This window comes from Weissella sp. LMG 11983 (genome assembly GCF_025908495.1).
In the GTDB taxonomy this organism is placed as follows: Bacteria; Bacillota; Bacilli; order Lactobacillales; family Lactobacillaceae; genus Weissella; species Weissella fermenti.
In genome coordinates this window covers 107,870-125,352 of record NZ_JAOZFD010000002.1, presented here as the reverse complement: position 1 = coordinate 125,352, position 17,483 = coordinate 107,870, and the positions used below count along the sequence as shown (strand labels likewise).

General features: G+C 45.2%; 22 protein-coding genes. 4 read left to right on the top strand and 18 right to left on the bottom strand.

The window, feature by feature from the left end:
- Window positions 1-20: 20 nt before the first annotated feature.
- From OIT45_RS10140 to OIT45_RS10115, 6 genes are all read right to left on the bottom strand, one after another.
- A complete protein-coding gene (locus tag OIT45_RS10140) occupies window positions 21-785 on the bottom strand; it encodes a hypothetical protein (RefSeq protein ID WP_264340054.1) in 765 nt (254 codons plus the stop codon).
- 261 nt (window positions 786-1,046) lie between these two features.
- Entirely contained in the window at window positions 1,047-1,604 is a 558-nt protein-coding gene (gene frr, locus OIT45_RS10135; protein ID WP_199404840.1) for a ribosome recycling factor, read from the bottom strand.
- A 1-nt stretch (window position 1,605) separates the two neighbouring features.
- Window positions 1,606-2,328, bottom strand: coding sequence for a UMP kinase (pyrH, locus tag OIT45_RS10130; RefSeq protein WP_003607706.1), 723 nt, complete (start codon window positions 2,326-2,328; stop codon window positions 1,606-1,608).
- Window positions 2,329-2,351: 23 nt separating this feature from the next.
- Window positions 2,352-3,230: a translation elongation factor Ts gene (gene tsf, locus OIT45_RS10125; protein ID WP_199404841.1), complete on the bottom strand. Its 879-nt coding sequence runs from the start codon at window positions 3,228-3,230 to the stop codon at window positions 2,352-2,354.
- 181 nt (window positions 3,231-3,411) lie between these two features.
- On the bottom strand, window positions 3,412-4,257 hold the full coding sequence (locus tag OIT45_RS10120; protein WP_199404842.1) for a CHAP domain-containing protein: 846 nt from the start codon (window positions 4,255-4,257) through the stop codon (window positions 3,412-3,414).
- 327 nt (window positions 4,258-4,584) lie between these two features.
- Window positions 4,585-5,151: a hypothetical protein gene (locus OIT45_RS10115; RefSeq protein WP_199404843.1), complete on the bottom strand. Its 567-nt coding sequence runs from the start codon at window positions 5,149-5,151 to the stop codon at window positions 4,585-4,587.
- 217 nt (window positions 5,152-5,368) lie between these two features.
- Between OIT45_RS10115 and OIT45_RS10110 the strand changes: the two genes are divergently transcribed.
- Both OIT45_RS10110 and OIT45_RS10105 read left to right on the top strand, forming a co-directional pair.
- Window positions 5,369-6,049 (top strand): transposase, encoded by a 681-nt coding sequence (locus OIT45_RS10110; RefSeq protein WP_264340053.1) that lies wholly within the window; start codon window positions 5,369-5,371, stop codon window positions 6,047-6,049.
- A gap of 20 nt (window positions 6,050-6,069) precedes the next feature.
- On the top strand, window positions 6,070-6,972 hold the full coding sequence (locus tag OIT45_RS10105; protein WP_264330023.1) for an IS3 family transposase: 903 nt from the start codon (window positions 6,070-6,072) through the stop codon (window positions 6,970-6,972).
- A gap of 81 nt (window positions 6,973-7,053) precedes the next feature.
- Here OIT45_RS10105 and rpsB read toward each other — a convergent pair whose 3' ends face one another.
- The 3 genes from rpsB to OIT45_RS10090 all read right to left on the bottom strand — a co-directional run bounded on the left by rpsB (window position 7,054) and on the right by OIT45_RS10090 (window position 9,030).
- Complete coding sequence (gene rpsB / locus OIT45_RS10100; protein WP_003607713.1) at window positions 7,054-7,830, bottom strand: 30S ribosomal protein S2; 777 nt, start codon at window positions 7,828-7,830, stop codon at window positions 7,054-7,056.
- Window positions 7,831-7,985: 155 nt separating this feature from the next.
- Entirely contained in the window at window positions 7,986-8,276 is a 291-nt protein-coding gene (locus OIT45_RS10095) for a GIY-YIG nuclease family protein (RefSeq protein WP_135798003.1), read from the bottom strand.
- A complete protein-coding gene (locus tag OIT45_RS10090) occupies window positions 8,269-9,030 on the bottom strand; it encodes a tRNA1(Val) (adenine(37)-N6)-methyltransferase (protein WP_118703884.1) in 762 nt (253 codons plus the stop codon). The genes OIT45_RS10095 and OIT45_RS10090 overlap by 8 nt, the downstream gene beginning before the upstream one ends.
- A gap of 78 nt (window positions 9,031-9,108) precedes the next feature.
- On the opposite strand from OIT45_RS10090, the gene OIT45_RS10085 reads away from it, so the two are divergent.
- A complete protein-coding gene (locus tag OIT45_RS10085) occupies window positions 9,109-9,753 on the top strand; it encodes a lysophospholipid acyltransferase family protein (RefSeq protein ID WP_135519710.1) in 645 nt (214 codons plus the stop codon).
- 103 nt (window positions 9,754-9,856) lie between these two features.
- Here the strand turns inward: OIT45_RS10085 and OIT45_RS12590 are convergent, their stop codons facing one another.
- The 3 genes from OIT45_RS12590 to OIT45_RS10070 form a co-directional block, all read right to left on the bottom strand.
- A complete protein-coding gene (locus tag OIT45_RS12590) occupies window positions 9,857-10,864 on the bottom strand; it encodes an NlpC/P60 family protein (RefSeq protein WP_135798006.1) in 1,008 nt (335 codons plus the stop codon).
- Window positions 10,865-11,081: 217 nt separating this feature from the next.
- Window positions 11,082-11,309: a YneF family protein gene (locus tag OIT45_RS10075; protein WP_135412082.1), complete on the bottom strand. Its 228-nt coding sequence runs from the start codon at window positions 11,307-11,309 to the stop codon at window positions 11,082-11,084.
- 90 nt (window positions 11,310-11,399) lie between these two features.
- Complete coding sequence (locus OIT45_RS10070) at window positions 11,400-11,654, bottom strand: DUF896 domain-containing protein (protein ID WP_135798007.1); 255 nt, start codon at window positions 11,652-11,654, stop codon at window positions 11,400-11,402.
- A 134-nt stretch (window positions 11,655-11,788) separates the two neighbouring features.
- On the opposite strand from OIT45_RS10070, the gene lexA reads away from it, so the two are divergent.
- Entirely contained in the window at window positions 11,789-12,421 is a 633-nt protein-coding gene (gene lexA, locus OIT45_RS10065; protein ID WP_161690487.1) for a transcriptional repressor LexA, read from the top strand.
- A 46-nt stretch (window positions 12,422-12,467) separates the two neighbouring features.
- Here the strand turns inward: lexA and OIT45_RS10060 are convergent, their stop codons facing one another.
- The 6 genes from OIT45_RS10060 to OIT45_RS10035 form a co-directional block, all read right to left on the bottom strand.
- A complete protein-coding gene (locus OIT45_RS10060; RefSeq protein ID WP_199404239.1) occupies window positions 12,468-12,983 on the bottom strand; it encodes an adenine phosphoribosyltransferase in 516 nt (171 codons plus the stop codon).
- 4 nt (window positions 12,984-12,987) lie between these two features.
- Entirely contained in the window at window positions 12,988-15,294 is a 2,307-nt protein-coding gene (gene recJ, locus OIT45_RS10055) for a single-stranded-DNA-specific exonuclease RecJ (protein WP_199404240.1), read from the bottom strand.
- Window positions 15,295-15,305: 11 nt separating this feature from the next.
- Window positions 15,306-16,295, bottom strand: coding sequence for a ribonuclease Z (gene rnz, locus OIT45_RS10050; protein WP_199404241.1), 990 nt, complete (start codon window positions 16,293-16,295; stop codon window positions 15,306-15,308).
- 125 nt (window positions 16,296-16,420) lie between these two features.
- Window positions 16,421-17,167, bottom strand: coding sequence for a hypothetical protein (locus OIT45_RS10045; protein WP_199404242.1), 747 nt, complete (start codon window positions 17,165-17,167; stop codon window positions 16,421-16,423).
- A gap of 12 nt (window positions 17,168-17,179) precedes the next feature.
- Window positions 17,180-17,335, bottom strand: coding sequence for a hypothetical protein (locus OIT45_RS10040; RefSeq protein WP_264340052.1), 156 nt, complete (start codon window positions 17,333-17,335; stop codon window positions 17,180-17,182).
- A complete protein-coding gene (locus OIT45_RS10035; protein WP_264340051.1) occupies window positions 17,332-17,454 on the bottom strand; it encodes a hypothetical protein in 123 nt (40 codons plus the stop codon). Before OIT45_RS10035 ends, OIT45_RS10040 begins: the two co-directional genes overlap by 4 nt.
- Window positions 17,455-17,483: the final 29 nt, after the last annotated feature.

Below are 17,483 nucleotides of genomic sequence, written 5' to 3'. Positions count from 1 at the left end.
TTTCAACCTTCATTACATCTTTATTCATTGCTACTACTAGTTTCAGAACGGGTATTACCTTCTGACATATCCGTTGAATCTGAAGTTGTTTGGCTTCCGTTAGAGTTACCATTGTCATCTGTAGCACCGTCTTGATTACCAGTGCCAACTGTATTATCAGATGGCACTTCCTCGTTGACCGTGCTATCTGTCACATCGTTTTGTGCATAATAGTTATATTCCGTACCATAATCGCTGTAACTTTGCTTGGGGGCCTGTGAATAAATCACACCCGAATCAACCACTGAACTCGACGTAGTGACGTCATCCACTGAAGTTGAAACGGCTGGTGCAATGCTCTCAGCTACAGATGACACACTTTCACTAGTGCTACTGCTTGGCGTCTTACGCTGATCTGTCACAGACAACGTATACTTTTCTGTAACGTTTCCCTTTGTCGCTGTAACAAGGTATTTGCCCCCTTTTATGAAGGTTAAGTGCACCGAATTCGCATTATCAGTATTTAATATTGCATCCTGTAAGACACCCGAAGTATCGTGAATAACGATTGAAACGTGCTTTTGACTTTGTATGGTAATGCCTGCCTGTTTATCAGTTAATGCAATTGTTGTAGTCTGAAAACGCATTAACTTTTGTTTTTTGGCAGTACTCGTGTTGGCTTTTGTTGTTTTATTTTTTGTTTGCGGTTGATTGGTTTGGGACCAGGCCGTCGTAATTCCGACACTGCCCATAATCAAAAGCACAGCTCCCCCAAATATCACCGTTTTCCTTAGATTAAATTTCATTGTCAAATACTCACTCATTCTGCAATCAGTTTTCCATACAGCAATCTGCGTTTTCTGTATGAATTAATTCCTGTAAAAATGATTTTCATGCATTTTTACATAGTGGCGTCATATTATTAGCTTAACAGCGTTAACATTTTTAACAATTAACTAACTTTTTTCAGAATTACAAAAATAAAGAATTGACCTGAATGCACAAAAAAAGACTGAAATTCGCTCATTACGAATTTCAGTCTTTTTAATTGAATGTTAACAACCTAATTAGATAGTCAACAATTCCTTTTCCTTTTCAGCAGCGATGCTGTCGATGTTCTTCACCGCAGCGTCAGTTGCCTTTTGGATGTCATCTTCAAGCTTACGAGCTTCGTCTTCTGACATGTCACCGTTCTTCAATGCCTTCTTGGCATCGTCCATGGCGTCACGACGAACATTACGAACTGCAACCTTAGCCTTTTCAGATTCACCCTTAACTTCCTTAGCCAATGACTTACGAGTTTCCTCAGTCAAAGCAGGAATTACCAAACGGATAACAGATCCGTCGTTGGCTGGTGTCAACCCTAGGTCAGAAGCAAAAATAGCTTGCTCGATGTCCTTCAAGATTGACTTGTCAAATGGTGTAATCAACAAAACGCGGGCTTCAGGCACCGTAATTGATGCCAATTGGTTCAATGGTGTTTCTGCACCATAGTACTCAGCCGTAACATTACGCAAGATTGATGGGTTTGCAACACCCGCACGGATGTTACCTAGCTCACGACGCAAAACGTCAGCAGCCTTACCCATACGATCATTTGCTGAATCAAGAATTGGGTTTGCCATGTTACTTTACCTCCACGGTCGTTCCGATATTCTCGCCCAATACAACACGCTTGATATTACCAGCCGTGTTCATGTTAAAGATTACCAAATTGATGTCGTTATCCATAGACAACGTTGAGGCCGTTGAGTCCATGACCTTAAGTTCCTTCTCAATGATGTCCTTGTGAGTCAAAGTCTCGTACATCGTTGCATCAGGATTCTTACGTGGGTCATCGCTGTACACACCGTCAACACCGTTCTTAGCCATCAAGATAGCTTCGGCATTGATTTCAGCGGCACGCAAAGCAGCCGTTGTATCAGTTGAGAAGTATGGTGAACCAGTTCCGGCACCAAAAATCACAACGCGTCCCTTTTCCAAGTGACGAACTGCCTTACGACGTACGTAAGGTTCAGCCACTTGTCGCATCTCGATAGCAGTTTGTACACGTGTAGGAACATTGTGTGACTCCAAAGCATCTTGCAATGCCAAGGCGTTCATCGTCGTTCCCAACATACCAACGTAATCAGCTTGGGCACGTTCCATGCCTAGCTTTGCGCCAGCTTCTCCACGCCACAAGTTACCACCGCCGACAACGATAGCAATTTCAACGCCAAGGTCGTATACGTCCTTAATTTCTGCCGCAATACTGTTGACAGTTTCAGGATCAATTCCATAGCCGCGTTCACCAGCCAAAGCCTCACCTGACAACTTCAAAAGTACGCGCTTGTACTTTACGTCTGCCATTTTTTAGTAGCCTCAGTTCCGGATTAACCGATTTGTGCGGCAACTTCAGCAGCAAAGTCAACGTTAGCCTTTTCCATACCTTCACCAACTTCGTAGCGAACGAATGAAACAACCTTGCCACCCTTTGACTCAACAAACTTAGCAACAGTTTCCTTACCGTCACCCTTAACGAATGGTTGGTCAACCAATGAGATGTCAACCAAGAACTTGTTCAAACGACCTTCAACCATCTTTTCCTTGATGTTGTCAGGCTTGCCTTGCAAGTCTTCTGAGTTCATTTGAACTTCCTTCTCGTGTGCCAAGACATCAGCAGGAACTTCTTCGCGTGAAACGTATTGTGGTGCAATGGCTGCAACGTGCATAGCAACGTCCTTAGCAGTCTCTGCATCAGCACCGTCCAACAATACTACAGATGAGATACGTCCACCCATGTGTGAGTAAGTTCCGAACTCTTGTCCTTCACCCTTTTCAACGATTTGGAAGCGACGCAAAGTGATCTTCTCACCAGTAACTTGCGTCGTGCGGATGATCATTTCGTTCAACGTAGCGTCTTCAGAAACTTGCAAAGCCAATGCAGCTTCTACATCAGCTGGCTTGAATTCAACGATTGCGTTTGCAACAGCGTGCAACAAGTCGTTAAACTCAGCGTTACCAGCAACGAAGTCAGTTTGTGAGTTCAATTCGATGATTGCAGCAGCGTTGTCCTTAACGGCAACGAAAGTCATACCCTCGGCAGCAACGGCATCAGCCTTCTTAGCAGCCTTAGCCATTCCCTTTTCGCGCAATACGTCGATTGCCTTGTCCATGTCACCGTCAGTCTCAACCAACGCCTTCTTGGCGTCCATCATTCCGACACCAGTCTTTTCACGCAATTCCTTAACTTGTGAAGCAGTAATAGCCATTGTTATGGTCTCCTTGTAAATGCTAAATCTTTATCTATAAAAGTATACATGATTTCTTAGGTTATATCTAGTATACCGACATAGAACTTTCAAAATTAAAGATGTACAGTCACATCTTCTACTAACAATACGAAAAAAGAGTTGTGTCTGCAAGTAGACACAACTCCATTAGTTCTTAATATTAGTGGATGAACAAAACACCAGCTGGTGAGATTGTACGTGATGATACAACGTATTCACCTTGGGCGTTCATTTCTGAAATCGTCACCATACCACCGTTAACACCCGTAACAACGGCAACGTGTCCGTATGATGAGGCACCAGCTACACCTGGCATGAAGACAGCAACTGATCCGACAGTTGGGTTTGAGTCAACCAAACGACCTGCAGCGGCTGCACTGGCTGCCCATTGGTTGGCGTTTCCCCAGAAGTTACCAACCCATGGCAACGTGTTCTTTACGTACCACGTGCATTGACCAGCGTAGTATGAGTTACCGGCAACTGCAGTCGTGTCAGTATTGTAGCTAGGCGCTTGTGATGCTGGTGCTTCTGAAACAGCTTCAGCAACTGGTGCTTGTGCAACAACTGATTCTTCAGCTGGTGCTACTTCGGCAACTGGCGCAACTGATTCTGCAACTTCTTCAGCGGCTGCTGGTGCAACCGTTGCTTCTGAGGCAACAACTGCGCCTGGCGTCAACTTGATTTCTTGATTAACCAAGATGAAGTTTGCATCTGAGATACCGTTTGCGGCAGCAATTTCTTCAGTCGTCAAATCCGTTGCTGATGCAATCGTTGACAATGTGTCACCCTCTTGCACAATGTAAGTCTCACCGGCAGATTGTACGGCTACCTTAACATCATCAACCGTCTTTGCGCGCCATGATGACGTTGGTTGTGCTGACTCGTCGGCTGAAACGGCCGTCGTCATAACCATTGGTACGATTGCAACTGCAGCTGCAACAACCGTCGCTGCGACCCAGTTCTTACCTGACTTGTACATCTTCTTGTGTGAATTAGCGTTTTGCATGATTAACTCCCTTTGATTGTCGCTCGTGTAAAGCGTCTCTTCTCTTGTTTTTCTTAAATCGTATTTTGTCGTCGCCTTAACAACAGATATAATCTTATCGAGTGCACGTAACACATGTATAACAGCGATAAAACAAGTTGTAATTCACACAATGTTCACAAATTAAAATAGGCCGAAACCCTAATTACATAGGGTTTCGGCCTATTTTAATTAATTCACAATTTCACATTCAGTTCATAATTAAAGGTTTATTTTTTGGTATTTTCGTTACTTATCACGCTTGAATGTGACAAAATGTTACACAATTTTCTGAAAACACGTCAAAAACTACTTGAATTCACCCGTCACATCATCCAATTGTGTCACTTGGTTAGTAGTTGCATCATAGTGATACATCCCCGCAGTGCTCGTTACTTGTGGATCAACTGGGTTATCTTCACGTGATTCGATTTGATAAACTGATCCCGTGTTTGAAGTAATGTAGAACGTCACACCCTGACGAAGTGAACCGTGGTCACGCGCGTATGCAACCACCGCATTAACTGCACGTTCAGAATCACTCACTGGTGCTGGTGCTACAGACTCAGCCGTAACAGATGTTGCAGCAGGCTGTACGGCAACAGACGCAACTTCAGTTTGTGACGTCGCTTCGCTGACGACCGGTGCTGAAGACACAACAGATGAGCCGGTAACTGACGAACTACTTGATGAAACAGATGAGCTACTTGACGACTTACTACTTGATGATGACTTTACAACCTTTGAGCTTGACTTCGCTTGCTTAGCCTCCTGCGTCGTTGTATCGCGACCGTCAGCAACATTCCATGCCATCGCACCACCAAACCCTAGCAAAAATACTAGTGCGACAATGCCAATTGCCTTTACGCCTTTCATCGATTTGTCCCCCGTATAATCTTATTTGTTGTCATAATCATAACATAAGTTACAGCAATGTAACAATGATGTTTATAAGACTTTTCATGAACAGATTTTTGAATTTCATCAGCTAAAAACACAAAAAGAGCACTTACCCGAGAGTTGCTATAGTCCCCTAGAGGTTGACGGAAGAAATAATATAAATTTCTTCCGTCAACTTCTAGGGGATTTTTCTATGTCTAGATCAAAATATTCACCTAAAGAGAAATTGAAGATGATTGAATTGTATCAAAAGTCTTCTTTATCTATGAGAGCCTTCGCTTTATCGAATAATGTCGGGCTGAATGCATTGCATAACTGGTTGCGGTTATACGCTAATTTCGGTATGGAGGGGCTTAGCGAATCACCAGATAATCAAAAATATTCTAAGGAATTTAAGCGTAAAGTTGTGCAAGCTTACTTGTCTGGTGAAGGAACATTACGAGAATTGACACGACGATTCAAACTACGTAGTGATAGTCAAATATCTGATTGGGTTTCAAAGTATAATGGGAATCAAGAACTGCGTTCTTCAGGCGCAGGTACAAGGAGAGTTACCATGGCATCACGCAAGACAACATTCGAAGAGCGAGTTGAAATCGCAACATACGCAATCGAACACGACCGCAACTTCACCCATAGTTCAGAGGAGTTTAAAGTAAGCTACCAACAAGTCCGCTCATGGGTATTGAAGGTTGAAGCTGGTGGATTCGAAGCGTTGCGTGATGGCCGTGGTCGAAAGAAGACAGCAGACGAGTTATCAGAAATGGATAAGCTCGTTCTTGAGAATAAGCGTCTAAAGGCTGAGTTAAAGGCCCAACAGATGAAGTTAGACCTAGCAAAAAAATTACAAGAGATTTTAAGCAAAGGCAGGTAACTGTAAACCGGGTCGCTAACGTGCTGTTGTACGAAGCAATGCATGCACTTCATGAGGAAAATCCAGCGGCATATCCTATTTATCAATTAGCCGAGGCCGCCGAAGTATCTAAGCAAGCGTATTATAAGTGGCTTAGGCGGTCTGAAACGGCGAATGATCAACTAAACCAACTCGTGATGGAGAAAATCAGAGGCCTTGATGAAGCTCATAAGCACAACCTCGGGGTAAAGCGAATGACGATGTACATCAATCTTGATGAAGAAATTTCTCAACGTATCAACCACAAACGCGTTCGTCGTTTGATGCATATCGCCGGTATCCGTGCGGATATCCGAGAGAAGAAGCACAACCATATTAAGACAAATGAAATGTACATCACTGATAACGTGATGAATCAGGACTTTACTGCCTTAGCGCCTAATCAGAAGTGGGCAACTGATATGACTGAATTGCGCTACGGCGCAAACCTAGAACACACACTTAAACTTTCAGCCGTGATTGATTTATACGGTACGTACGTTCTTTCATTTAACGTAAGCGAAACAGAAACTTCAGCTGCAGCTGTCCAAACTTTTCAGCGCGCATATCGAATTAGCGGGCATCCACGACATGTTTTAGTGCATTCAGATCGTGGCGCAGCGTATACTTCTGGTGCTTTCAAAAACTATCTAAGGCGACACAACGCTCATCGCAGTATGTCTCGCCCGGGAACACCATACGACAACGCCATCATGGAGAAGTTTTGGAATGACTTCAAAGTCGAATGGTGGGATAAGCAACACAGTTTCACATTCAAGGAAGCAGTTAAGGCAATCAAAGCAGGAATTGATTACTTCAACTTGATTCGACGTTCGGAAACTATAAATGGCCATACCCCGGAAGAATTCCGGAATATGGCCATTTACGGCGGTGCGAGCGCCTAGTTAAATTTTATATTATTTCCACCGTCAACTTGACGGGGCCTAGTACAGAGTAAGTGCTCTTTTTAACCGATTAAAATCGAATTAGTTGTTACCTTCAACGATTTCAGTCAATTCTTCGATTGAAGCTGCCTTGTCAGCACCTTCAGCTGCGAAGTCATCTGCAGAAACTGCGTCTTCACCTTGGTTACCCTCGATGATAGCGTCAGCCATCTTAGCAGTGATCAAGCGAACGGCACGGATAGCGTCGTCGTTTGATGGGATCTTCACATCGATTTGGTCAGGGTCGGCGTTCGTGTCAACCATAGCCACGATAGGAATGTTCAACTTGTGTGCTTCTTGCACAGCCAATTGTTCCTTGTGAGGATCAACGATGAACAACAAGTCAGGAATCTTAGGCATATCTGCGATACCACCCAAGAACTTCTCCAACTTCTCGCGTTGCTTGTTCAACAAAGCAACTTCCTTCTTTGGCAAACGATCGAAAGTTCCATCTTCTGCCATTGCGCGCAATTCCTTCAAGCGTGCAACACGCTTTTGGATCGTTGACCAGTTAGTCAACGTTCCACCCAACCAACGGTGGTTTACGAAGTACATGTTTGCACGAGTTGCTTCTTCAGCAATTGCATCTTGAGCTTGCTTCTTAGTACCAACGAACAAAACCGTAGCACCGTTAGCAGCTGCGTCGCGAACGTAGTTGTAAGCTTGGTCAACCAACTTCACCGTCTTTTGCAAGTCGATGATGTAGATTCCGTTACGCTCCGTAAAGATGTATTCTGACATCTTTGGGTTCCAACGACGAGTTTGGTGTCCGAAGTGAACACCAGCTTCAAGCAATTGCTTCATTGAGATAACTGCCATGAGTATCTGCCTCCAAATGTTTTTCCACCTAGCCTCGCATGTAATTCCGCGACCCTTTGCGGGCACACCGTAGAACTATTGAGAACTAGTGAGTAATTTTTTATGGTCTAAGACCAAGAACAAATGATACATGATTTTGGGTAAGTAGTCAACTACTAATCCCGCTTTGCCGGTTCAAAATCCGTCACACCATGTTCCTTCAAAAACGCTACCTTATCAACACGCTTCAACTTCTTAAAAGCCGCCTCAGCTCTCAACGCATCTGACTTATTATCAAAAGCCTCTGCATACAGCAGCTTCAATGGATGCCGACTGGCTGGGCGTGTGTACTTCGCCCCTTTACCCGCCTCGTGTGTTGCGAAACGTTTCCCAACATCATCCGTAAAGCCGCCATAAAAGGTGTTATCAGCGGTCAGCAATACATACATATAGTACGGTTTAGTCATTACTCTTGCCTTCGTAAATGTCCCAAACAGCCTTCGTGTACGTATCATCGTCATTGTGCGTCACGATTGGTGGCAAAATGGTGGCGCCAGTTAAGGCACCATCTTTAATGGCATCAATCAACAAGACATTAGCTGGTTCACCAGCCTTAGGATACACAAATTGAATCCGCTTAGGTGCCAAATGATTTTTCTGCAATGACTCAAGAATCTCAAACAAACGGTCAGGACGGTGCACCATGAAAAAGTGTGCTTTATTCTTCAACAACTTTTTGGCCGTGTAAGTCACCAAATCCAAATCGGCCTTAATTTCGTGACGCGCAATCGCATAGTGCTCATCTTCGTGCATCACCGTATTTTCATTATCGACCGTAAAGTATGGTGGATTTGATACCACCATATCCGCTGAACCTGGTCGAATATCATCAAAGATATCACGCATATCTTTATTGATAATTGTAATTTTATCTGTCAAATCATTCATTTGAACCGAACGCGTCGCCATATCAGCCAATCGCTCTTGAATTTCAACGCCCACGATTTGACCGGCAACTTTGTGGGCCATAAACAATGACACAGCTCCATTTCCAGCTCCCAAATCAACATTCAAGCCCCGGCCGTTTTTACGGGGTTGGGCAAAGTTCGCCAACAAAACAGCATCTAACGAGAAGGAAAACACTTCCTTGCTCTGAATAATATGTACTTCATCGTTATAAAGCATGTCGACCCGTTCGTCGGGTAATAATTTCACGTCCATGATGTTTTCTCCTGTTAGTTTGCCAAGATTGCCTAACCTGTGGGATAATAAATCGTTATTATTAGGAGGATTAACCAAATGTTCTATACATTTATTCGTTATGTCGCTGCCGGAGTGGTATGGCTAATTAACGGCCGTTACACGTTGACAGGTCAAGACAAACTACCTCAAGGCAATTATATTTTAGTTGGCCCACACCGCACTTGGTGGGACCCAATTTTCTTCGCTCTTGCTGCTTGGCCACACAAGTTTAGCTTCATGGCCAAGAAAGAACTCTTCAAGAATCCTATTTTACGCTGGATTTTGGTTCACGCCAATGCTTTTTCCGTTGATCGTGAAAATCCAGGTCCATCAGCAATTAAGATTCCGGTGAATAACCTAAAGAAAACTGAGCTTGGCGTCATCATGTTCCCTTCAGGAAGCCGCCACTCACAAGAAATGAAGGGCGGCGCGATGATGATTGCAAAGTTGTCAGGCGCCCCACTTGTGCCAATGGTTTACCAAGGACCTGTTAAGTTTGGCGACTTGTTCAAGCGTAACAACGTGAAGATGGCCTTCGGTGATCCAATCTACGTCGACAAGAAGATTAAGTTAACCGACGAAACAATGGCCGAATTCGGCGATACGTTGACTGATGCTTTCGATAAGATTGACAAGTCAATCGACCCAACTTGGGTGTACATCGACCCCAAGCCAAAGACGGAACAAATTGAATCAAAGTAATACAAAACGCTGGTCAAATTTTGACCGGCGTTTTCTTTTTGCCATCACGCGACGCAACAAAAAAACACGACCCGTCGAAGCAGATCGTGTTAATCATTTGTTATTAGATTGTGTGGTAAGCCAATGGTTGTCCCCAAACTTGGTGAACACCAGTTGTCATACCAGGTTGTGGTGCGTCGATCATTTGACCGTTACCAATGTACATACCAACGTGGTACTCACCACCAACTGAACCCCAGAACAACAAGTCGCCTGGTTGTGCTTGTGAGGCTGACTTTGGTTGTGAACCGTGTGAACGCAAGTATGCAGCTTGTGCATTCGTCGTGCGACCCAAATCAGTCAAGTGCGCGTGTTGGCGAACCAAGTAAACGAACCCTGAGCAGTCAACACCGTATTGCGTTGCCCCACCGTAAAGGTAAGGAATTCCAAGCCAGTGGTTAGCCTCCGCAATCATTCGTGAACCAGCATCATCGTCACGCAAGTAGTACGTACCATCGTTACCGAAGAAGTATGACTTACCATCGATTACGCGAGTTCCTTGAACAGCGCGACCTTGTTCGTCAGTGTAGTACTTGTGTCCCCATGCCTCACGCCATCCAGCGTTTTGGCGAACACCGTTAACGAACCAGTAGTACGTTCCCGTGTAGTAACGGAATCCCGTGTAAACAGTTCCGTTTTCGTACCAACGGTATCCACCGTTAGCTGGTGATCCGTCGAACAAGTAACCTGATCCGTTACCACGCAAGTAATACGTACCATTGTCGCCAAAGTTGTAAGCAGTTCCGTCGATTACGACGTTACCTTGTACGGCACGTCCACTGTCATCAGTGTAGTACTTGTAGCCCCAGGCTTCGCGCCATCCGGCGTTTTGACGAACACCATCTACGAACCAGTAGTACGTTCCCATGTAGAATCGGAAGCCAGTAAATAACTGACCGTCCTCATACCAACGATACCCCCCGTTGTATTGAGAACCATCGTGAATGTAACCCGTTTGGCCGGCTGCTGAAGCTGAGTGACCAGCATCAATCCCCATCGCAAACGTGAAACCGGCAACGACTGCTGCGATGAGCGCCAATGCCTTTTTAGTTTTCGTTTTAAACAATGTCATATAAACATAACCCCTGTTGTTGATGTTATTAGAATAACAATTGAATGTGACACGTTCATTACAATAGGCACCTTAATATTTTATTAATTTATTACAACGTGAAACAATACACAATGATTTCACATTTAATTCAAAAACATAGAATTTCCAGCACTTCTTTCGAAGCCTAGTACGTAAAAAAGGACCGAACCACGCGGTCCGGTCCTTTAATATAAGCTTACTTCTTTGAAGAAGATTGCGCCTTCATTTGAGCCATCATTTGGTTCAAACGCTTTTGTGAAGGCTTTTGACCCATTGAAGCCATCATTGACTTCATCATCTCTTCTGAGATAGGTGGGTTGTTCTTCAAGTACGTTTGCATTGAGCGACGTGCCAAGAAGAAACCTGCAACTGCACCCAAGACTGCGGCAAGGATGACAATCAAAATCCAAATACTAGTGCTCATCATATTACTCCATTATGTTATTCGTATATTATTGTAGCGAATAAACGCCCGTTTGACTAGGTTATCCTGGGTTTGTTCCCAAAAAATTCACTAGTTGTCACGCAATCCCTTGTCACGTTGAATGTTCTTAACCTTTTCAGGTGTAACTTCATTACCGTTTTCATCGAAAACTTGCAACATTTCAACTTGTGAACGGAAAGCAGCCTTGAAATTATCCAAGAACTCCGTACGCAATTCTGCTCGCTCTGCGATTTCGTCGTCAGTCAATCCTTCAGGCGTCTTCGCCTTGGCTGCCAATTCATTAATGCGGGTACGAACAGCCATCATACGTTCTGTTTCTGCCATGGTTTTCACCACCTTTATCTGCTTTTCATCTATTTTAACACGAAAACGCAATCATTCCTGCCCCCACTTTATTTCCGCTCGAATTAAAAGTAAAATAGATAGTAATATATTCGAATTAGGAGGTCCTTCAGCTCATGGCCGAAAAAGAAAGTAATCAAATTGCGATCCTCCGTTTTGTTTACGAAAAACAACTCGAAAAAGGGTATCCGCCAACCGTTCGTGAAATCGGTGAAGGCGTTGGTCTTTCATCATCTTCAACGGTTCACGGTCACTTAAGCCGTTTGGAAAAGAAAGGTTACATTCACAAAGACCCCGATAAGCCACGTGCAATCGACGTGACACCAGAGGGTATCAAGGCACTTGGTCTACACGAGCCAAACAAGACCATGATGCCCATCATGGATGAAAACGAACCGATTACATCTGATGAACATCTAAGTAATCATATTGTCGATTACTTCCCTGTACCCGATGATTTGATTCGTTTTGAAGGTGATTTGTTCATGATTCGTAATCGTGGTAATGCGATGATTAATATCGGAATTCTAGATGGCGACTACATGATTGTGCGTCGTCAAAATGACGCAGACAACGGCGACATTGTTGTGGCAAAGCCCGATAATGGCCAAACGCAAATCAAGCGTTTCTTCCGTGAAGCATCACAATATCGCCTACAACCAGAAAATGATAACCACGAACCGGTCATCACAACTGACATCACCATTCTAGGTAAGGTTGTTGGTTTGTATCGCGATTCAATTTATTAAAAAATAAGGACCATCCGTTCAAATCGAACAGATGGTCCTATTTTTGTTAGTAATTCATCAATGCCAACAACTCGTAACCATTAAGACGATCACGACCGTGCAAAGCGTTAAGCTCAATCAAGAAAGCCAACCCAACGACTTCACCACCAAGGGCTTCAACCAACTTAATCGTAGCTTCGATTGTACCACCAGTGGCCAACAAATCGTCCGTAATCAAAACCTTATCACCAGGCTTGATAGCGTCCTTGTGCAGTTCCAAAGTTGCTTCACCATATTCTAGCTTGTAGCTTTGGCTAATAACTTCGCGAGGCAACTTGCCTGGCTTACGGGCTGGAACCAATCCAATTCCCATTTGGTGGGCAACCGGTGCCCCAACCAAAAATCCGCGTGATTCTGGGCCAACGATAACGTTAACACCACGCTCCTTAGCGAATTCAGTAATTTGACGCGTTGCTTCCGCATACGCGGCACCATCTGCCAACAAAGGCGTAATGTCGCGGAACGTAACCCCTTCTTCTGGGAAGTTAGGGATTGAGGCAACGTAATCATGCAAATCCAACATCTGCTTAGCTCTCCTGCTTACTTAGGTTCGTGAGTAATGATTCCAATTCAGAAGTTGAACTGTAAATCAATTGCTCTTCAAGTTGCCGACGAGCCAGGAATTGCTGATAACTAGCAGTTTCCTCTAGCGCCATTGGCGCTGGCTCGGGTACGGCATTTAAAACACCATCAACTATTGTAACAAACTTTGCGTCCAAAAACACCTGTAATATCAACGTTAACATCGAACGTTCCATCCCCAGGTGCGCCAAAACCGCATCATATTGCGTTCTCAGTGCGATATTTTGGAATGAACGCGCAAACTTATACACCTTCGCAAAATCTGCTTTTGAAGGGACTTTTTGCAAATATGCCGGTGTCTTGGCATAAAAAATGGGTGCCAAACGACCAGCCGGCACAAACTTCAATAAATCACCCAGCTGTGCCATATCATCAGGAATATCCACGAAGGCCATTGTACCCACACTTGTGCGGTTGAAGGCATCTTCCCAATACAACGCTTCAGCCGGCGCTTTGATTGTTGGCGCCAGCTGTTCATAATGCTTCTTGTTAAAGAAAATATATGTGGCTGGGTTAGCGAACGTTTGGGTCGTCAAACGCGTCGTACGCAAGTCCAACAATGACGATCCTTTCGCTTCGATATCCGTCAGCATCATTTGGTATGACACATCCCCACGGAAACTATTTTCACTCATCGTCCCGACAATGCGAATTGACTCAAAACGACCCGCTAGATCATCAGCAAGTGGCCCGCGACCAAACGCAACTACTGGTAATGTACCGGCAGATGTTTCGGCTGTAAAACGCAAGTGCTTGCCTTCACTCATTGTCTTAACGTTCTGTACGCCTGCCAAATTAACGGCGAACAACGGTTCCGGATTTCCTTCACCAAATGGTGCCAGCACCTGCAATTGCTCGTAATTTTGACGGTTAAAGTCCTTGGCTGTCACTTCCGCAGCGATTCGAATTTCTGGCAAACCGGCTTCCGCCAAATGTTGATTGGCCGCCTCTGCGCGCAAAACATCACGTACTGCTTGCAAGTTGGCCGTCGGAATCGTCATACCTGCTGCACTGGCGTGACCACCAAACGCCGTCAACAAATCACGGTGGCCATCAAGGGCGGCAAACAAATCAAAGGCAGCAACCGAACGACCAGATCCCTTCATCGAACCGTCTTCGTCGTTCAAAACAATGGCCGGCTTACCTGTCGCCTCAACTAACTTACTAGCAACAATTCCCAACACACCTTCGTGCCAACCATTCCCGGCAACCACCAACACTGGATCAGTTGTTAGCTTGGCTGCTTGCGCAAGTGCTTCTTCAGAAATTGACGCCACCAAGTCTTGACGCTCACGGTTCAATTTATCAATGTGCTTAGCCAGCTCACTAGCTTCCTCAGGATCATCTGACAACAATAGACGCACACCGTCTGTTGCATCAGCCATACGTCCCAATGCATTCAAACGAGGACCAATCGTAAATCCGATGGTCATTGAATCAATATCCGCTTGGGCAGTTCCAGCGACTTCCAACAAAGCCGCCAAACCGGGGCGTGGGTCTTCTTTCAAGTTGGCCAAGCCCATCGCCACAATCGCACGATTCTCATCTACCAATTCCATAACGTCGGCAACTGCACCCAACGCAGCTAAATCCATCACTTCATCGGCTGGTTCTTCTAGTAACGCTGATGCCACCTTAAAGGCCACGCCGGCACCAGAAAGGCCACCAAATGGGTAATCACCTGCCGGGTGACGTGGGTGCACGACGGCGACTGCATCTGGCAATTGTTCTGGTAATTCGTGGTGATCGGTCACAATGACATCAACGCCATTGGCCATCAACCAATTGACTTCTTCGCGACCAGAGACACCGTTATCGACCGTAATCAACAACTGCATCCCTTCGCTAGCCAAGCGTTGATATTGTGCCATATTCGGCCCGTAACCATCGTTAAAACGGTTCGGTACATAATAACTCACGTCAGCTCCCATCAACTCAAGAGCCCACGTCATAATCGCTGTACTGGTAATGCCGTCGACGTCGTAATCACCGTAAACGACAATCTTTTCACCGTTGTCGATAGCGGTCATAATCCGTTCGATTGCCACATCCATGTCGTGCAACAAAAACGGATCATACAGCGCATCCATCCCCGGACGCAAAAAGGCATTGGCACTTTCAACAGTGTCATAACCACGATTAACTAAGATTTTAGCGACCAAATCTGAAACACCGAATGTCTCAGCGATTTCTTTGGCAGCCCCTTCATTGGCTACAGCTGGAAAATCCCATTGATAGCGTGGTGATATCATCGTTTGGCCTCCTATCCTTCTAGTTCTTCATCATCTACTGGCGTTAATTTAATCGGCTTGCTGTTGCTTTGCTTCCCAAATGGAATTTCAAAGACATCAAAGTCATTCACAACTCGCGTGTTTTCAAACGTCGTACGCGCTTGGTATGCGAGCTCGTTGGCCGACTTACCAGCGTACCGTGCTGAAATATGCGTCAATAGTAAACGTCCAGCACCAGCTTCCTTCGCCACATCAGCAGCCTGCATGCTTGTTGAATGGTAGTGATTACGGGCTTGCTTACCTTCACCCTTACCGTAAGTTGATTCGTGAACCAAAACATCGGCATCACGACCCAGAACAACTGAGTTAGGCGTTTTACGCGTATCACCCAAAATCGTCACCGTGCGGCCCTTTTTGGCTGGCCCAATCACATCAGCACTCTTAATCGTGCGTCCGTCAGGCAAAGTGACGTCCTTACCACGCTTCAATTCACCATAAAGCGGTCCAGCAGGCACGTTCATCTCACGTAAACGCTCAACCAACAACTCACCGGCGTGATCATGCTCCACAACGCGGTAACCAAATGACAAAATTTTGTGGTCCAAAGGCAAAGCCGTCACTGTAAACTTGTCTGTGCGCAACACTTCGCCACCTTCATTAGGCAACTCCACAAACTTTAATGGATATGTTAGGTGCGTTTGGGCAACGCGCAAACTTGTTTCAACGAATTGTTTGATACCATGAGGTCCATAGATAACCAATTCATCTTCACCGCCTTGGAATGAGCGTGATGACAACAATCCCGGCAATCCATAGATATGGTCACCGTGTAAATGCGTCACAAAAATCTTATCAACCTTTCGAGGTCGAATCGTTGAACTCAACATCTGGATTTGTGTGCCCTCACCGGCATCAAACAACCAAACGGAATTAATTTCTTCAAGCAGGCGTAGCGCGATACTCGTCACATTACGAAAACGCGCTGGAACGCCGGCACCAGTTCCTAAAAACTCGATTTGCATGGCTTCGGAACTCCTTATCTTTCATCTCTACCAAATAAAAAACCGTCAAACTGACGGTTTACAGCTAACTATTAGTTTACCATTTTTAGCAAGGCTTTTATAGTCAATCACCCAACGGTTTCCGACTAGAACGTCACAGCCATCACACGCGTTGGCTTTGTGACCTGCATCCCGTTAGAATCGAACAAAGCTGAGAATTGCAAATCCACACGACTCACTTTTTTACCATATTCTTTCGGCACCAAAGCAGTCATCATCGCTGATGAAGCCCCACCGGAAGCAATGCCAGAAGTCGTTGCTAAGCCACTATTTACCAAGCCTGTTAGCATCGTCATCGCGACTTCGTTCTTATACGTGGCTGCCGTCACCCCACGTGTCACAACAGTATTCGCTGAATCATTTGCAACCGTGTACGAAAGCGTCAGCGTATAGTACTCAGAGGCCAATCCGTGGTCATTGTACAAACGACGGGCGACTTGCAAGGCGTGGTTGTCTCGCGCCCGTTCTCGAACCAGCGCCACGCCAGTAATATGATACGTGAAATCGCCATCGGTCATGTATTTGTTCAACGTCTTCATCTTCACCAGCTTCTGCTCAATCCCATCAGCGGTCAACCGATATTGACCCACCTCGGTTAATTGCGCAGTCCCCACGAAGTTTGATGACGCTTGATCAGTAGCTGTTGGCTGATTACCAGCGCCACTCATACTATCACCATCACCAGTCGGCGACTTAAATTGTTTTGTAAACTTCTCTTCGGCAATTGTATTTACACGCGTTTGCATGTGCCCGGTGTAATAAAAAAACACCGTCACACTACCAACCACGACCAACAACAAGCCAAAAATCAGCCACCCTAAACGTTTCTGCATGTCTCTCTCCAATTAACCCAACACCAATTGCTCCGCCACCACGCGGTAGCCAAAAACAGGGTGCAACTGTTGTGCCTCATCGCGCACAACCAGGTTTAAATTATTATCTTCTAAGGCAATGACATCCGACAACGTCACTTGCCGGTCAACATCGGTACCCAATATCAACTGATATCACCATCAACCCCGACCAATCGCAACGGCACGACGTCACCATCAACCCTAGCTGCCAACAACCGATCGACCGGCATACCAGCCGTCGACAATTTAAAATCTGCTAGCAACATGTTTATCACCTTTTCCTATTAGCCTATTT

Coding starts and splice junctions, on each gene's coding strand:
- OIT45_RS10110 (WP_264340053.1), top strand. CDS start 5,369: ATGTCTAGATCAAAATATTCACCTAAAGAGAAATTGAAGATGATTGAA.
- OIT45_RS10095 (WP_135798003.1), bottom strand. CDS start 8,276: ATGACTAAACCGTACTATATGTATGTATTGCTGACCGCTGATAACACC.
- lexA (WP_161690487.1), top strand. CDS start 11,789: ATGGCCGAAAAAGAAAGTAATCAAATTGCGATCCTCCGTTTTGTTTAC.
- OIT45_RS10075 (WP_135412082.1), bottom strand. CDS start 11,309: ATGAGCACTAGTATTTGGATTTTGATTGTCATCCTTGCCGCAGTCTTG.
- OIT45_RS10070 (WP_135798007.1), bottom strand. CDS start 11,654: ATGGCAGAAACAGAACGTATGATGGCTGTTCGTACCCGCATTAATGAA.
- OIT45_RS10060 (WP_199404239.1), bottom strand. CDS start 12,983: ATGTTGGATTTGCATGATTACGTTGCCTCAATCCCTAACTTCCCAGAA.
- rpsB (WP_003607713.1), bottom strand. CDS start 7,830: ATGGCAGTTATCTCAATGAAGCAATTGCTTGAAGCTGGTGTTCACTTC.
- rnz (WP_199404241.1), bottom strand. CDS start 16,295: ATGCAAATCGAGTTTTTAGGAACTGGTGCCGGCGTTCCAGCGCGTTTT.
- OIT45_RS10090 (WP_118703884.1), bottom strand. CDS start 9,030: ATGGACGTGAAATTATTACCCGACGAACGGGTCGACATGCTTTATAAC.
- tsf (WP_199404841.1), bottom strand. CDS start 3,230: ATGGCTATTACTGCTTCACAAGTTAAGGAATTGCGTGAAAAGACTGGT.
- OIT45_RS10120 (WP_199404842.1), bottom strand. CDS start 4,257: ATGCAAAACGCTAATTCACACAAGAAGATGTACAAGTCAGGTAAGAAC.
- OIT45_RS12590 (WP_135798006.1), bottom strand. CDS start 10,864: ATGACATTGTTTAAAACGAAAACTAAAAAGGCATTGGCGCTCATCGCA.
- recJ (WP_199404240.1), bottom strand. CDS start 15,294: ATGATATCACCACGCTATCAATGGGATTTTCCAGCTGTAGCCAATGAA.
- frr (WP_199404840.1), bottom strand. CDS start 1,604: ATGGCAAACCCAATTCTTGATTCAGCAAATGATCGTATGGGTAAGGCT.
- OIT45_RS10085 (WP_135519710.1), top strand. CDS start 9,109: ATGTTCTATACATTTATTCGTTATGTCGCTGCCGGAGTGGTATGGCTA.
- OIT45_RS10045 (WP_199404242.1), bottom strand. CDS start 17,167: ATGCAGAAACGTTTAGGGTGGCTGATTTTTGGCTTGTTGTTGGTCGTG.
- OIT45_RS10035 (WP_264340051.1), bottom strand. CDS start 17,454: ATGTTGCTAGCAGATTTTAAATTGTCGACGGCTGGTATGCCGGTCGAT.
- pyrH (WP_003607706.1), bottom strand. CDS start 2,328: ATGGCAGACGTAAAGTACAAGCGCGTACTTTTGAAGTTGTCAGGTGAG.
- OIT45_RS10115 (WP_199404843.1), bottom strand. CDS start 5,151: ATGAAAGGCGTAAAGGCAATTGGCATTGTCGCACTAGTATTTTTGCTA.
- OIT45_RS10140 (WP_264340054.1), bottom strand. CDS start 785: ATGAAATTTAATCTAAGGAAAACGGTGATATTTGGGGGAGCTGTGCTT.